This is a genomic window from Micromonospora sp. NPDC047557 (genome assembly GCF_043205095.1).
Classification (GTDB): Bacteria; Actinomycetota; Actinomycetes; order Mycobacteriales; family Micromonosporaceae; genus Micromonospora.
Window position 1 is genome coordinate 1 of sequence record NZ_JBIDDK010000010.1, and the last position, 14,215, is coordinate 14,215.

Here is a 14,215-nt window from a genome sequence, read left to right on the forward strand (position 1 = left end):
CGGGGCGCGGCGGCGGGGGGGGGGGGCGGCGGCGCGCGGGGGGGGGGGGGGGGGGGGGGGGGGCGCGGGCCGCGGCCCCCCCCCCCCCCCCCCCCCCCCCCCCCCCCCCCCCGGCAGCGGTAATGGCCTCCCCTCCTGTCAGGATCTGTGGCCATGCCGGAGATCATCGCCCTCGTCGGCGGCGCAACCGCGCTGGTCGCGGCCGTGGTCGCCGGGCTCTACCTCTGGCCGTTGAGTCGCCGTGACCTGCGGCTCCTATCGGTGCCGCCGCTCGACTTCGACGCCGCCACCGCTGTGGCCGAGTCCGTCATGGCGGCGGACGATGCCGACCCCCAGGTCCGGCCGGAGTCTCGTAGCCGCCTGCTGAGCCACGGCTCGCGTACCCACCGGGCCGTCCTGCTGCTACACGGATACACCGTCGCGCCGGAGCAGTACGACGCGTTGGCCGAGGTGTTCTTCGCCCGTGGCTACAACGTGTGGGTACCGAGGGCTCCGCACCACGGCACCGTCGACCGGCGGGCCCACCACCGGATCGAGGCCGGCGACCTGACGACGTACGCCGCCCAGGCCGTGACGGTCGCGGCGGCCCTCGGGGACGAGGTGGGTGTCGTGGGCATCTCCGGCGGCGCGGTGCTGGCCACCTGGCTGGCCCAGGTCCGTGGCGACGTCGTGCGACGGCTGCTGGTCCTGTCGCCGTTCTTCGGCCCTCGGCAGGCCCCGGCGTTCGCGGTCCGGCCCCTCATCACGCTGTACGGGCGGCGCGTCCTGCGCGACCGGGTCACCGCGCGTGGCTACTCACTCGTGGCCGTCACGCGGTACCTGATGATCCTGCGGTCGCTGCCGCGTCGACCCCGACGGACCGGTCTGCTGAGCGCAGCCGTGGCGATCAGCCCGCTCGACGCGGTGGTGGACGCCGCCGCGGCGGTGCGGGTGCCGCGTCGCATCGCGCGGGCGAACGGCATCGACCTGCGCGTCTGGACCCTGCCCGGGTCGCTGGGCGTCCGCCACAACACCCTCGACCTCGCCGCGCTCGGCGACGAGGCCGCCGACGTGCTCCGGCGGTACGCCGACCTCTACGAGGGTGATCCGGCGCCAACCTCCGGGACCTCCGACATCGCCATCGTCGGCGGCTGACAACTGCGGGGCGGCGCGCCGCTGTTCCGGCGCGGCACACCGCCTCACCAGCCCTACCGTGCCGCGTCGCCGGCGGCGTTGACGACCCGCGGCGCGTAGCCGGCGGGCTTGTCGCCGATGGAGAGACCCGGGCTCACCACCCAGGACTGGTACTGCGGGGTGAACATGCGGTAGGGCAGTCCGAGGTTCGGGGCGCTGGCCTCGTCGAGTCGGCGACGGGCGTCGGCCGGGATCTCGAAGTCGAGCGCGCCGAAGTTGCCGGCGACCTGCTCCGGGCTGCTCGCTCCGATGATCACCGAGCCGACGGCGGGCTGCGTGACGACCCAGTTGATCGCGACCTGCGCCATGCTGCGACCCAGGTCGGCGGCCACGCTCTCCAGCGCGTCGATGACCGTCCAGTCGTTGGGGCTGATCTCCCGACCTGCTGCGTTGGGGGTGGTCAACCGCCCGGCTCCGCTCAGGCCCTCGCTGGTCCGACGGTACTTGCCGCTGAGCAGGCCGCCGCCGATCGGGCTGAAGGCGGTGATGCCCATGCCCAGGGTCTGGGACATCGACACGAACTCCGCCTCGATGTCCCGGGTGACCAGGGAGTACGGCAGCTGCAGGTTGATCATCGGGGCGAGCCCGTGCGCCTCAGCGTAGCTCTGCGCGCGGGCCGCGTACCAGGCCGGCACGTCGGAGAGGCCCGCGTACCGGATCTTTCCGGCGCGCACCAGGTCGTCGAGCGTGTGCACGACCTCCTCGACCGGGGTGATCCGGTCCCAGGTGTGCAGCAGGTACAGGTCGATGTAGTCGGTGCCGAGCCGGCTCAGCGACGCCTCCACGGCCCGCATGACGTGCTTGCGGCCGTTGCCGCTGGCGTTCGGGTCGGTCGGGTCGACGGTGTTGGTGGCCTTGCTGGTGAGCACGAGTCGTTCGCGGACGCCGGCCCGGTCGATGAGGCGGCCGAGGATCGTCTCGCTCTTCCCGGCGGTGTAGAAGTCCGCCGTGTCGATGAGGTTCCCGCCGGCCTCCAGGTACTGCCGGAAGATCGGCTCTGCCTCCTCCTCGGTCTTGCCGTACGCGGCGTGGAACCCGTCGACGCCGAAGTTCATGGTGCCCAGCGCCAGCCGGCTCACCCGCAGACCCGAACGTCCGAGCAGGTAGTAGTGGTTCATCGTGGTGCCCTCTCGATCATGATGGGGGCGCGGAGCGGACCGCGCGTCCCTGACCTTTGCTCGCCAAAAATGGACCTGCAAGTCCAGAACTTGGGCTACGGTTGGGCCATGACACGCGCGTTGACCCGCAAGGGTGCGGCGACCCGGGCGCGGATCGTCGCCGGCGCCGCCGCCGAGATCCGCGAGCGCGGCGTCGACGAGGTACGCCTCGAGGACGTGATGGCCCACACCGGCACCAGCAAGGGCCAGCTCTTCCACTACTTCCCGAACGGCAAGGAGGAGCTGCTGCTCGCGGTGGCCCAGCACGAGGCCGACCAGGTGCTCACCGACCAGGAGCCGATGCTCAGCAACCTGACGTCCTGGCCGGCCTGGCAGGCGTGGCGCGACCGGCTCATCGAGCGTTACCTCGCGCAGGGCGTGAAGTGCCCGCTCAACGGCCTGCTCGGCCAGACCGGCCGACGGGCGCCGGGCGCGCAGGCCATCGTGACCGGGCTCATGTGGCGGTGGCAGGAGGCGATCGCCGTGGGCATCCGGCACATGCAGTCGAGCGGTGACATCGCCCCGGACGTGGACGCCGACCGCGCCTCGGCGGCGTTGCTGGCCGGCATCCAGGGCGGCGTACTGCTGCTGCTCTCCACCGGCAGGATCGACCACCTCGAGGCCGCCCTCGACCTCACCATCGACTCCCTGCGGGCGGGTGGAGACCGTGCTACCGACAGCCTTTCCCGCACCTGACGGAGAATGCGACGATCGCCCGGCTGCCGGTCGCGCAGGTCGAGGATGTCGATGGCAACGAGGGCAGCGCTGCTGGGCGGCGGCCGCGGCCGGCGAGTTACTCTGTCGCCCGAGTAACCGGAGATCGGAGCAGGCATGGCAGGTGACGACGACATCTCCGGGTGAGATCCCGGACCGGCCGCCGACCGGCGCGTGATCGCGCCTCCGTCGCCGCGGCCTTAGTCGTCATGCCCTGCTCCCGGGTCACCCGTGTGCACCCGGATCGTCTTTCTCCGAGGTCACCGTGTCTGTTCAACCCCCGCTCATCGCCCATGACCTGGTGCGCGTCCGAGGCGAGCGCCGCGTGCTCGACGGCGCCTCCCTGACCGCCGCCCCCGGCCAACGGATCGGCCTGATCGGTGAGAACGGCACCGGCAAGACGACCCTGCTGCGGGTCCTCGCCGGTGTCGACGAACCCGACTCCGGCACCGTCGCGCGCCCGCCACGCCTCGGCTTTCTGCACCAGGAACTGCCCCACACCCCGTCCGCGACCGTCGCCGCCGTCCTCGACGACGCGCTGCGCGAGGCCCACGAGGACCTCGCCGAGCTGGATCGACTGGGTGCCGCCCTGGCCGACACGCCGGAGGGCTCCGAGCGACACGGCGGGCTGCTGACCGCGTACGGCGAGGTTCTGGAGCGTGCACAGGACCGCGACGCCTGGGACGCCGACCGGCGCGCGCTCGCGGTGCTCGACGGCCTCGGCCTCGGCGGGATCGGTCACGACCGGAGGCTCGGCGCGCTGTCCGGCGGGCAGCGTGGCCGCCTGGCGCTCGCCGCCCTGCTGATCCGCCGGCCGGACGCGCTGCTGCTCGACGAGCCCACCAACCATCTGGACGACGCAGCGGCGGTGTTCTGTGAGGATCAGCTGCGCGCCATCCCGGGCGTGGTCGTGGTGGCGAGTCACGATCGGGCATTTCTCGACGCGGTGTGCACCGACCTTGTCGATCTGGACCCGGCGGTCGAGGGCCCGGTCCGCTTCGGTGGCGGCTACTCCGCGTACCTGGCGGCGAAGCGCGCCGAAGCGCGGCGGTGGCGCCGCCGCCACGAGGAGGAGCAGGCGCAGCTCGCGGACCTGCGGGAGGCCGCCGCCGTGACCGGACACCGGGTCGCGCACGGCCGTGGGCCCCGCGACAGCGAGAAGATGGGGTACGGCCACACCGCCGGCCGGGTGCAGAACCAGATCTCTCGTCGGGTCCGCGACGCCGCTCGACGGCTGGAGCAACTGGAACGGGAGCAGGTCCCCGCACCGCCGGAGCCGTTGCGTTTCCACGCGCCCGCGCTCGCTGCCGACGCCGGCGACGTCGGCGACGAACCCGTTGTCACGATGTGCCAGGTGGAGGTCCCCGGCCGGCTGCGGGTGGAGCGACTCGTGCTGACCGCCACCGACCGGCTGCTGGTGAGTGGTCCCAACGGCGCGGGCAAGTCGACGCTGCTCGCCGTCCTCGCCGGCCGGCCAGGTGGCGATGGAACGGTGTGGCGACGGCCGGATCTGCGCGTGGGTCTGCTCACCCAGGACACCGTCTTCGACTCTCCGCAGCGGACGGCTCGGGAGATCTACGCGGGGAGCGTCGGGGCGCAGCGGGCCGAGACCGTGCCGCTGTCGTCGCTCGGACTGCTCGCACCGGCGGATCTGGACCGGCCGGTCAACGAGCTGTCGGTCGGTCAACGCCGTCGGCTCGGACTCGCGGTGCTCGTCGCCGATCCGCCGGATCTGCTCCTGCTGGACGAGCCGACCAACCATCTCTCCCCGCGGCTCTGCGACGAGCTGGAGGAGGCACTGGGAACGGGACCGGGCGCGATCGTCGTGGCCAGCCACGACCGCCGACTCCGCTCCCACTGGCGGGGCCGACAGCTCACCCTCACCGCACGCCCACCGATCCACCGGTGATCAAGAGGTTCGCGTCACGACACGCCGGTGGGGATGACGCAAACCTCTTGATCACCGAGGCGGGGCGGGGGAGGTGGGGGAGGAGGGGGTGGGGGTTAGGTTGTTCAGGTTTGTTTGGTGGGTGGTGTTGGACCGGATCACTGTGGTGGCCAGTGTGGTGGTGGCCGGGTGGACGCCGCCCTTGCGCTCGGCGGTGGCGACCCGGACCGTCTGCGTGAGGTACGCGCGCAGGTGCGCGGCCAGCAGGCGGTGGAAGGTCTTTCCGGTGGCCGACCGCAGCGCGGCCAGCTCGTCGGCGGTGACCATGCCCGGCATGTCGTGGCCCTCGTGCGGGTTGGTCGTCGGCGCTCCCGCCTCGCTGAGCAGTTGGCGGGACCGGGTCAGGTCGGCACGGTTGCTGGCCCGCACCTCTGTTGCCAGCCGCCGCCAGGCGGGGTCGGTGGTCCGGGTTGGCACCAGGTCCAGCACCGGGAGCAGCCGGTCCGTCAACGCCGCCGTCAGTTGCAGCCAGGCGATGTCGGTGGGGCTGAAGGAGCCTGCCGATCCGACGGTCGACGGTGTGGACGCGGCCGGCGCGACAGTGGGTGGCCCGGCGCTGTCCGCGGCGCCGGGAGACCCGCCGGCACAGCCGGCGACGAGCACCGCCGCCGTGAGCAGAGCGGCGCGAGCGCGCATGCGGCCTCCTTTCGCCCGCGGCGGGCGGGCCCGGCGTGACCGGACCCGCCCCTGCGTACGACGGTGTCGGCTCAGATCGGCCGGCCGTCGTGCCCGCACTTGATGACCGGACGGATGCAGTCCTGGACCCGGCGGGCCATCTCCGCGGCCGGCCAGGCGTTGAAGAAGTCGCCGTGCATGGTGTAGCCCGGCCCGGAGGCCAGCCGGAAGTGCGACGGGTCGCCGTTGACCGGGTACCGCAGCACCTGCCGCAGCTTCGGCACGTGCACCGGGTGGGTGCTCGGGCAGGCCTGGTTCACCGGGTACGCCAGGTGGCTCTTGTGGTCCGGGGAGTCCAGGTCCCGACCGTTCCAGCACTGCGGGAAGTCCAGGTACGACTCCAGCATGGTGCCGGCCGGGCAGTTGACGAAGTCCTTCGACGGCGGCACCTGCCCGGCGTGCAGGCAGGACCAGCGGGCGATGCTGTCGTTCGGCCCGGTGGCCTTCGCGTTGCCCGCGACGAGTCGCAGGCCCTGCGGGATCGGTTGGGTGTTGGCGACGACGTCGGCGCGGACCCCTTCACCGAGGTAGTAGAACGTGGCGATGGCCGGCTCCACCGCGACGTTGTCCCGGTAGAGGGTGGGCACCCAGTACGACGAGACGTCCACCGCCGGGTTGCAGGTGGTCGTGGATTTCACCAGGTCGGGAAGTGTGGTGTTGCCGTTCGTCACCCTGCTGCCGAAGAAGCTGTGCATGTGTGAGGCCCCGGGCAGCCCGGGAAAGACGATCGGGTCGTCGGGCAGCCGGTGGCTGTACGCGCAGTCGGCGGGGAACTCGGCGACCCGGATGACGTTGGCGACCGGGGCGGCGTCGGCCCGGTCGGTGGTCCAGGCCAGGTACGTGCCGAGGAGCGTCAGCAGGGCGCCGATCGCCGTAGCGATGCGTAGCCGGCGGGGGACGTGGGAGAGGGGTGCGGCCCTGTCCATCTCTTACTCCTGTCGGGGACGGGTCAGGGACAGCTCCAACGCCGCCGCCGAAAGACGTCGGAGGGTGTCCTGGCCGAACGGGGTGGTGGCCCGTGAACCGGTGCGAGAGAGCGCTCTCACCGCTTCAGCCTGTGCCAGATGTCGAAACTTGTCAATACGTCCCGCACTTGGTGGGAAGTCAGGCCGGCCTCTCAGCCTTCGCGGCCGGGGAGCATGGCCAGGGCCTTCGAGCGCTGTGCGACGAGGTCGCCGTAGGTGCCGTCGCGCTCGGCCCAACGGTGCATGAGGACGCCCTTCACGAGGATCTCGTGCGGGGTGGGGTCCGTCGAGAGCAGGTGCATGACCTCGGTGGCGAAGTCGTCGAGCGGCAGCGCGTGCGGGTTCACCTTCTCCTGGCCCGCTGTGGCGACGGCCGGGGGGACGAGCTCGACGACGCCGACACCGGTGCCGTCGAGCTGCGCACGCAGGGCCTCGGAGTAGGCGTGTACCGCGGCCTTCGAGGCGGCGTAGCTGGGCATGGGCGGGAACGGCAGGAAGGCGATGCCGGAGGTGACCGTGATGAAGGTGCCGGCACCCCGACGGACCAGGTGCGGGGTGAAGGCGTCGATGACCCGGATGGTGCCGACCAGGTTGGTGTCGATCGTCACCTCTGCCACCCCGAGTTGCGCAGGGTCGCGCAGGTCCTCCAGGAGCATGACACCGGACATCGTCACCACCGTGTCCAGCTCGGGGTAACGGGCGAGCACGGCGTCCCGGACAGAGGCGACAGAGGCGCCGTCCCTGACGTCGATGCTGAACGTGCCGAAACCCTCCCCGGCGAGCTCCGACAGCGCCTCGGGGCTGCGGCCGCCGACGGCCACGGTGCTGCCCGCGGCGGCGAACCGCCGCGCCAGCTCCCGCCCGATACCCGAGGTTCCGCCGACGATGAGAACAGTGCGGTTGGAGAGATCCACGAGATCTTCCCTTCTGTGCGGAGTGCGCCGCCGACGCGTTCGACTCGCGGCGCAAACAGTGATGCTCGCTGTCCTTCAACAGGGCAACCGCAAGTCTCGACGGAATCCGCTGGATGTGGCAGGCCCCCGTTTTCCCAGGTCCTACCAGGGCCCCTCTGCGGCACGCACGCCGCATTACGGTGTCACCATGGGGGATGAGGAATCGGACGACGGCCACCGGCTCGGCAACTACCTTCGTGCCCGACGCGAGCTGGTCTCACCGGCTCAGGTAGGACTTCCTACCGGCGGCAGGCGCCGCGTGCCGGGCCTTCGACGTGAGGAGGTCGCCCTGCTCGCCGGAATCAGCCCCGACTACTACCTGCGCCTGGAACGGGGCCGCGACAAGAACCCCTCACCGCAGGTCCTCGAATCACTCGCGCGCGTCCTACAGCTCGACGACATCGAACGGGCGTATCTGCTCGACCTCGCGGCAGCGCGCCCCAGGGCACCGCGCCGAAAGCGGTCCGAGCACGTACCGGCGCGAGTGTACGAGCTGCTCGCCCACCTTCAGATCCCCGCGTTCGTCGAAGGACGCGCGTTCGATGTGCTGGCCTCCAACCCCATGGCGCTGGCGCTCTCCCCGCGCCTGCGGCCCGGTCAGAACCGGCTCCGTTCGCTTCTCCTGGATCCCGAGGAACAAGCCTTCCACCAGGACTGGACGAAAGCCACCGCCGACTTCATCGCCACCCTTCGCACCACCATCGGCGACGACATCGACAACCCCCGGTTCGTCGAGCTGGTCGGCGAACTCGCACTGTCCAGTCAGCGGTTCCGTACGCTGTGGGCCCGGCACGACGTCCGCAGTCTCGACGGAGGTACGACAACGGTCCACCACCCCGTCGTCGGCGACCTACGCCTGCACCGGGACAAACTCCCCATCGGTGACGTCATCCTCGTCGTCTACTACCCCGACAAGGACAGCGACAGCGACGAGAAACTGCGGCTCCTTGCCGCCCTCGCACACACCGGGACCACCGCAGATCACACACCGGCGGGGCGGCCCGACGCGTCGTCGGACCGCCCCACCCGTTCGAAGAGCTGATCAGAAACCGAGTACGGCCCGCCCGCCGACCACGGGCAGCCGCACCTCACTGTCGTTCGGCGCGACCCGCAACTCGGTGCCGCCCAACGGCAGCAGCGTGTACTCCTGATCGCTGGAGAAGACGACCACCCCGATCCGGTGGCCCGCCGGGAAGATGTAGTCCTTCGGCTCCATGGTCCACCGGTAGTCGTACAGCTTGCCCTGCTTGACCGGCTCGGTGCGCGCGGCGCTCTTGCGGTTCTGCGGGTCCATCCAGCCGCGGGTCACCACGGTCGGCGCGGCGGTCGACCCGGCCGGGCCGTAGTCCACCAGGTACGCGGTGAGGTTCGCGTCCGGCTTGTTGTCGATCGCCATCCGCAGCCGCATCTCCGGGCGCCCCGAGATGCGCACGTTCTGCGTGAGCGTGGGGGAGCGGTACGCGAGCCGGTTGGGGCTGGCCGTGTCCGGATCGGCCACCAGGGTGTCCGGGTGGATGGTCCGGCCCTCGTCGACGAAGCTCTGCTCGATCTTGGCCTTCGGCGGCTTGCCCGTGGTCAGGGCGCCCGGCGCGGTGGCGTCGGTCGCCGCGAACCGCAACCCGACCTCACGCGCGGCGGGGTCGGGCCAGTTGGCGTACGTGGTGTAGGCCCGGTCCTCGCGCTGGAGCACCGCAGTCGGCTCGTCCATGATGCCGTTGCGCACGTTCCACAGCCAGAAGTCGAACCAGCGGTTCTCGGTCTGCTTGTAGGTCCAGGTGTGGCCGTCCGGCAGCGTCACCGAGGCGCTGCTGCCCGGACCGCCGTGCCCACCCTGGTGCAGCCAGATCTTGCGCGGCACGTCGCGCTTCGCGAGCTCGTCCCACCAGCCGGCGAAGTGTTCGGTCTTCACGTTCCAGTCGTTGAGGCCGTGCACGACGAAGACGCTCGCCTTGACGTCACGCGCGTCCAGGTAGTCGCGGTCCTGCCAGAACGTGGAGTAGTCACCGGTGACCCGGTCCTGCTCCTGGGTGATCTGCGCCAGCTCGTCGGCGCAGGGTCCCTCGGCGCGCGCCTGCCCGGCCGTGTACTGGGCCAGGATGTCGAGGTCCTCGCCCTGGAACGTGCCCGGCGCCACTACCAGGCCGTTGGCCCGGTAGTAGTCGTACCAGCTGCTGATCGCGGAGACCGGCACGATGGTCTTCAGGCCCTTGACCCCGGTGGTGGCCACCTGGTTGGGCAGCGTCCCGTTGTAGGAGACGCCGGTCATGCCGACCGCGCCGGTGGTCCACCCGGCGGTGACCGGTGCGCCATTCGCGTCGTACGCCTTGGCCCGCCCGTTGAGCCAGTCGATGACCGCCTTGGTGCCGAGCGTCTCGGCCTGGTCGCCGCTGGTCGGGCAGCCGTCCGAGTCGCCGGTGCCGACACTCTGGCCCAGCACCACCGCGTACCCACGCGGCACGTAGTAGTCGTCCAGCGAGCCGGGCAGGTTGGCCTTCGCCTGCGCCCGCTGGGCCTCCACCTCGACCGCCCGCCGCCCGGAGCGGTCGGTCCGGCCGTTCTGCGGCAGGTCATCGACCAGCACGCTCGGGTACGGCACGTCACCCCAGGTGCCCTTGCGGTACGGGCTGTGCTCGAAGATGACCGGCACCTTGAAGCCCTGGGTGGCGGTCTCCCGGGGCCGGGAGATGTCGATCGCCACCCGGTCGGGACGGCCGTCGTGGTCGGTGTCCACCGGGGTCTGGACGAACACCCGCTCCTCGATGGCGTCCGCGAGCGAGAACACCGGCTGGGTCATGCCGTCAGCGACCACGATGCCGGTGGGCGCGGAAGGCGAGGGCGGAGCGGCCGCCGCGGTCGGGGCTGCGCTCAGCACCAGGGCGCCGGACACGCCGACGCTGAGAAGTGCGAGATGGCGGGGTCGACGCATGCGCGTCTCCCTTCGGTCGGGCTGGCTGCCGGGTCTCGGCACGGACCAATCTCGAAGATCCATTCGTCGCCATGCTAGGTGCGAGTGGGCGTCACGTCGATCCCCTCAAATGATCACCGCCGACCGTTTTCCGGGCCCGGAAAACGGTCGGCAATCGAACCGACATCGAATTGGGCACCGTGCCGACACACGGCGGAAACCCTTGTCCCATCGGGAGAAAAACAGTTTCGTCGCAGGCTGCCGAAGGTCGCGTACCGAGACCTATGATCTTGCAGCAAGTCGCCCAAGAGGCGCATTTGTCCACATGAGACAGGGAGCGAAATGCTCAAAAGAACACGCTGGCTGCTGGCCGTCGCCCTCACGGCCACGGCGCTGACCGCCGTGCCGGGCGGCACCGCCACAGCCGGTCCCAGCGGGGGAGTCCTGCCGGGCACACCCGGCGCCTCCGCCAACCCGAAGACCCACACCGTCACCCTGCTCACCGGGGACGTGGTGAGGGTCCAGAGCACCGGCTCGGGGTGCCCGCAGGCCACGATCCGGCCCGTCGACGCGAACAGCGTGATCCGCCAGACCTGCGGCCCGGACGGCCACCTGCACGTCCTGCCCGCTCGCGTCGAGTCCCAGATCGGCTCGACCCTCGACCCCGACCTGTTCGACGTCACCGCGCTGATCGCCGACGGGTACGACGACGAGACCACCTCCACGCTGCCCGTCATCGTGCAGCCCGCCACCACCTCGGCGCGGGTGGCCGCGCTCGGCGACGTGCGGTCCCTGCCCAGCATCGGCGCGGTAGCCGGTCACGTACCCAAGAAGAGCCCGGCCTCCGCGAAGCTCGCGACCAACTCGCTGCTCGCCGGCGCGAAGAAGGTCTGGCTCGACCGCAAGGTCCACGCCACTGCCCTGGCCGACGGCGGGAAGCCCGCCGGATTGGACCGCAACCTCGACCAGATCGACGCGCCCCAGGCATGGAAGGCCGGCTACACCGGCAAGGGCGTGCGGGTCGCGGTCCTCGACACCGGCGCCGACTTCACCCACCCCGACCTCGCCGGCCGGGTCGTCGAACGCGCCGACTTCACCGCCGAGGGCGGTGACGCCGTCGACCACAACGGCCACGGTACGCACGTCGCGTCGACCATCGCCGGCACCGGCGCGGCCGCCCACGGCCAGCGTCGCGGCGTGGCACCGGACGCCAGGCTGGTGATCGGCAAGGTCCTCGACGACCACGGCTCGGGTGCCGACTCCGGCATCATCGCCGCCATGGAGTGGGCCTCCACCCGGGCCGACGTCATCAACATGAGCCTCGGCGGCAGCGAGGCGGACGACGGCAGCGACCCGCTCTCGCTGGCCGTGGACCGGCTCAGCACGTCCACCGGCGTCCTCTTCGTCATCGCTGCCGGCAACAACGGCGCGCAGATCTCCTCGCCCGGGTCCGCCGCCAGCGCGCTCACCGTCGGCGCCGTCGACCGCGACGACAAGCTCGCCGACTTCTCCAGCCGCGGACCGCTGGTGAACAACCACGCGGCCAAGCCGGAGCTGGTCGCGCCCGGCGTCGACATCGTCGCCGCCCGTGCCGCCGGCACCAACCTTCAGGACCCGATCGACAGGTACTACGAGGGCCTCAGCGGCACCTCGATGGCCACGCCGCACGTCGCCGGCGCCGCCGCGCTGCTCGCCCAGCGGCACCCCGACTGGACGGGCGCGAAGCTCAAGGCGGCGCTCGTCGGTGCCGCCGACCCGCTCAGCGGTGTCGACGCGTACGCCGTCGGGGCCGGCCGGCTCAACGCGGCCCGGGCCCTCGGCGGCCCGACCAGCGACCAGCCGGTGGTCAACCTCGGCACCTTCGCGTACCCGCAGTCCGGCAGCAGCGACACGACGCTGAGCTGGACCGGCGGCTCCACCCCGGCCACGACGGTCCTCGACCTCGACGTGTCCGTCGTCAACCACGACGTCCAGCCCGTGCCGCGCGGCGCGGCGTCGCTGTCGACGACCCGGGTGATGCTGGGGCGCGGCGCCACGGCGGGAGCGACGCTGCGGATCAACCGCGCGGCGCTGGCCAGCCGGCCGGGCTTCTACCTGGCCACCGTCACCGCCCACACCGGGCGCACGGTCGCCTCGGTCACCCCGGTGAGCTTCTACGTCGAGCCTCCCAGCTACGACCTGACGATCAACACGAAGCCGCTGCCCGACCTGCGGGACGGCGCGGAGACCTGGATCAACCTCATGGTCGCCAACCTCACCGACCCCCAGATCTACTACGGCGGCGGGTCCGGCGCTCCCGGGGAGACCTTCACGCTGCGGGTTCCGGCCGGCCGGTACTCGGTGCTCGGCGCCTCCGTCGCCTACTACGTCGACAATGACGTGCTGGAGACGACCCTCACCGCCGAGGCCGACCTGGACGTACGCGCCGCCCGGACCGTCACGCTCGACCCGGCGAAGGCCAGGCCGGTGACGGCCGCCGTAGACGGGGTTCCCACCACGCCCACCCGGGTCGACGTCACCAATTTCCAGACCGCGGCGAACGGCCTGTCCTGGTGGCACCAGATCAGCGGGTTCGGCAAGCTGACGACGGTCCGCAGCACCGCGCTGCCGCAGCCCTCGATCGGGTCGCGGCGGACCTGGGCGGCCGTCAACCTGGACTCGCCCGCCGGCACGGCCGAGCCGTACCGCTACAACCTGGTGCACGAGTACGCGGGCGGCGTACCGGCCGACCCGGCGTACCGAGTGACCAGGGCGGAGCAGGCCAGGCTGGCCCGCATCGACGAGCGGTTCCACCAGACGGACTCACCGGAGATGTACACCCAGCTGGTCCGTACCGGCGCCACCGTCGACGGGGTGCCGGTGACCCAGACCTACGAGGGGCCGCTGCCGCCGACGCGCACCGACTACCTGTCACCGGAGATCGTCTGGGCCGACGAGGGTGTCTACGGTGGGTTGCCGGCCCAGGAGGCGCCCCGCAGCTACCAGCCGGGCAGTCGACAGAGCAAGGTCTGGGCGCGGCAGCCGCTGCACTCCGACTGGTACGACGACCCGGCGGGCGCCGATTCCAGCTGCGCCACCGCACCCGCGCGGACGCGGGGCAACTTGCACCTCGACCTCGTGTCGTTGACCGATCAGCACCAGCGGGCCGACTGCCTGCGGGGCGAGGCGATCGGTGTCAAGCGCACGCTGTCGCTGTACCGCGACGGCAAGCTGGTCGAGCAGCGGCAGGGCCCGTTCGGCGACTTCACGGTGCCGCAGGCGATGGCCGACTACCGGGTGACCCTCGACGTCGACACGAGCCTGATCCTGCCGATCTCCACGAAGGCCACCACCTCGTGGACGTTCCGGTCCGCCGGGCCGGACGGGACCGGGAGCGTGCCACTCCCGCTGCTCGCGGTCGACTACGCCCTGCCGATGGATCACGACAACCACCCGGTCGGCGCAACGGCCGAGCTGACCGTCCGCCAGGCGCACGGTGTGCGGGCGCAGAAGGTGACGTCGATGCAGGTGTGGACCTCGACCGACGACGGCGCCACCTGGAAGGCGGCCCGGGTCACCGGCAGCGGCGACAGCTACCGCGTCGACCTGCCGACTGTCGCCTCGGGGCAGGCCGTCTCGCTGCGGGTCAAGGCCGCCGCCAACGGCGGTAGCGGCATCGACCAGACCATCATCCGGGCGTACCACGCCGGCTGACGGTCACCGCGCGGGCGCGGTCCGGCTCCGGC

General features: G+C 71.6%; 10 protein-coding genes. 5 read left to right on the forward strand and 5 right to left on the reverse strand.

The annotated features are described in order from the left end of the window. Positions 1–153: 153 nt before the first annotated feature. Positions 154–1,134 carry a serine aminopeptidase domain-containing protein gene (locus ACGGAQ_RS22110; protein WP_393052054.1) on the forward strand — a complete coding sequence of 327 codons (981 nt, stop codon included), beginning with the start codon at positions 154–156 and terminating at the stop codon, positions 1,132–1,134. A gap of 53 nt (positions 1,135–1,187) precedes the next feature. Here ACGGAQ_RS22110 and ACGGAQ_RS22115 read toward each other — a convergent pair whose 3' ends face one another. Beyond that, positions 1,188–2,291, reverse strand: a complete 1,104-nt coding sequence (locus ACGGAQ_RS22115; protein ID WP_393052055.1) for an aldo/keto reductase — start codon at positions 2,289–2,291, stop codon at positions 1,188–1,190. 108 nt (positions 2,292–2,399) lie between these two features. Here ACGGAQ_RS22115 and ACGGAQ_RS22120 point away from each other — a divergent pair, with 108 nt between their 5' ends. Beyond that, positions 2,400–3,026 carry a TetR/AcrR family transcriptional regulator gene (locus tag ACGGAQ_RS22120; RefSeq protein ID WP_393052057.1) on the forward strand — a complete coding sequence of 209 codons (627 nt, stop codon included), beginning with the start codon at positions 2,400–2,402 and terminating at the stop codon, positions 3,024–3,026. 283 nt (positions 3,027–3,309) lie between these two features. Next, positions 3,310–4,953 carry an ABC-F family ATP-binding cassette domain-containing protein gene (locus tag ACGGAQ_RS22125; protein ID WP_393052059.1) on the forward strand — a complete coding sequence of 548 codons (1,644 nt, stop codon included), beginning with the start codon at positions 3,310–3,312 and terminating at the stop codon, positions 4,951–4,953. Positions 4,954–5,004: 51 nt separating this feature from the next. Here the strand turns inward: ACGGAQ_RS22125 and ACGGAQ_RS22130 are convergent, their stop codons facing one another. The 3 genes from ACGGAQ_RS22130 to ACGGAQ_RS22140 all read right to left on the reverse strand — a co-directional run bounded on the left by ACGGAQ_RS22130 (position 5,005) and on the right by ACGGAQ_RS22140 (position 7,546). Continuing rightward, complete coding sequence (locus tag ACGGAQ_RS22130) at positions 5,005–5,628, reverse strand: DUF305 domain-containing protein (RefSeq protein ID WP_393052061.1); 624 nt, start codon at positions 5,626–5,628, stop codon at positions 5,005–5,007. Between the two features lie 71 nt (positions 5,629–5,699). Beyond that, positions 5,700–6,593: a DUF1996 domain-containing protein gene (locus tag ACGGAQ_RS22135; protein WP_393052063.1), complete on the reverse strand. Its 894-nt coding sequence runs from the start codon at positions 6,591–6,593 to the stop codon at positions 5,700–5,702. Positions 6,594–6,784: 191 nt separating this feature from the next. Continuing rightward, positions 6,785–7,546 (reverse strand): SDR family oxidoreductase, encoded by a 762-nt coding sequence (locus tag ACGGAQ_RS22140; protein WP_393052065.1) that lies wholly within the window; start codon positions 7,544–7,546, stop codon positions 6,785–6,787. Between the two features lie 187 nt (positions 7,547–7,733). Here ACGGAQ_RS22140 and ACGGAQ_RS22145 point away from each other — a divergent pair, with 187 nt between their 5' ends. After that, positions 7,734–8,627 (forward strand): helix-turn-helix transcriptional regulator, encoded by an 894-nt coding sequence (locus tag ACGGAQ_RS22145; protein ID WP_393052067.1) that lies wholly within the window; start codon positions 7,734–7,736, stop codon positions 8,625–8,627. Here the strand turns inward: ACGGAQ_RS22145 and ACGGAQ_RS22150 are convergent, their stop codons facing one another. Beyond that, entirely contained in the window at positions 8,628–10,511 is a 1,884-nt protein-coding gene (locus ACGGAQ_RS22150; protein ID WP_393052068.1) for a Xaa-Pro dipeptidyl-peptidase, read from the reverse strand. Between the two features lie 321 nt (positions 10,512–10,832). Here ACGGAQ_RS22150 and ACGGAQ_RS22155 point away from each other — a divergent pair, with 321 nt between their 5' ends. Continuing rightward, positions 10,833–14,183: a S8 family peptidase gene (locus ACGGAQ_RS22155; RefSeq protein WP_393052070.1), complete on the forward strand. Its 3,351-nt coding sequence runs from the start codon at positions 10,833–10,835 to the stop codon at positions 14,181–14,183. Positions 14,184–14,215: the final 32 nt, after the last annotated feature.

Excerpts from the sequence above, each read along its gene's own strand:
- ACGGAQ_RS22110 (WP_393052054.1), top strand. The coding sequence starts at position 154 with ATGCCGGAGATCATCGCCCTCGTCGGCGGCGCAACCGCGCTGGTCGCG.
- ACGGAQ_RS22115 (WP_393052055.1), bottom strand. The coding sequence starts at position 2,291 with ATGAACCACTACTACCTGCTCGGACGTTCGGGTCTGCGGGTGAGCCGG.
- ACGGAQ_RS22120 (WP_393052057.1), top strand. The coding sequence starts at position 2,400 with ATGACACGCGCGTTGACCCGCAAGGGTGCGGCGACCCGGGCGCGGATC.
- ACGGAQ_RS22130 (WP_393052061.1), bottom strand. The coding sequence starts at position 5,628 with ATGCGCGCTCGCGCCGCTCTGCTCACGGCGGCGGTGCTCGTCGCCGGC.
- ACGGAQ_RS22135 (WP_393052063.1), bottom strand. The coding sequence starts at position 6,593 with ATGGACAGGGCCGCACCCCTCTCCCACGTCCCCCGCCGGCTACGCATC.
- ACGGAQ_RS22145 (WP_393052067.1), top strand. The coding sequence starts at position 7,734 with ATGGGGGATGAGGAATCGGACGACGGCCACCGGCTCGGCAACTACCTT.
- ACGGAQ_RS22150 (WP_393052068.1), bottom strand. The coding sequence starts at position 10,511 with ATGCGTCGACCCCGCCATCTCGCACTTCTCAGCGTCGGCGTGTCCGGC.
- ACGGAQ_RS22155 (WP_393052070.1), top strand. The coding sequence starts at position 10,833 with ATGCTCAAAAGAACACGCTGGCTGCTGGCCGTCGCCCTCACGGCCACG.